The sequence below is a fragment of the Cupriavidus sp. 8B genome, from assembly GCF_054589115.1.
The window spans coordinates 1-396 of the sequence record NZ_BAAILO010000467.1 but is presented as its reverse complement, the minus strand read 5'-3'; the positions used below and the strand labels follow the sequence as shown (position 1 = coordinate 396).

The 396-nt window shown below is 59.1% G+C and carries 1 pseudogene; it reads right to left on the bottom strand.

What is annotated here, in order from left to right:
- Positions 1 to 77: 77 nt before the first annotated feature.
- A pseudogene (locus tag ACYP5B_RS44555) lies at positions 78 to 396 on the bottom strand (RNA-guided endonuclease InsQ/TnpB family protein); the annotation flags it as partial.

Genomic DNA, 396 nt, shown 5'->3' with positions numbered 1-396 from the left:
ACGTAAAATTCCAAGGTCTCTCTCGTTCGGTGTCGTGGTACTCACGGTTGTCCGCCGGCAGCGGCAACGATCAGGGATCAGGCGCTATTCCGATAGGTGACGCTGCGGACCTCGCCGAGCACCATACGGCTGTTGCGATAGCGCATCCAGCCGAGTTTCGGGAGTTTGATGCGTCCGTTCTCACTGTCCAGCGTGATCGCCTTCTTATCCGGCGAGCGGAAGCTATCGCGCGAGCCCTTGCGCTTAAAACGCGGGAAGTCCGAACGCTTTTCGAAAAAATTCTTGAATGCGCGCTCCAGATCCTTGAGCGCCTGCTGCTGCGCGCTGCTTGGCGTCTCGGCCATCCAAGGCGTTTCCGGGTTGTTTCGCCATGCCGTGAGCCACTTCGCCATGCCA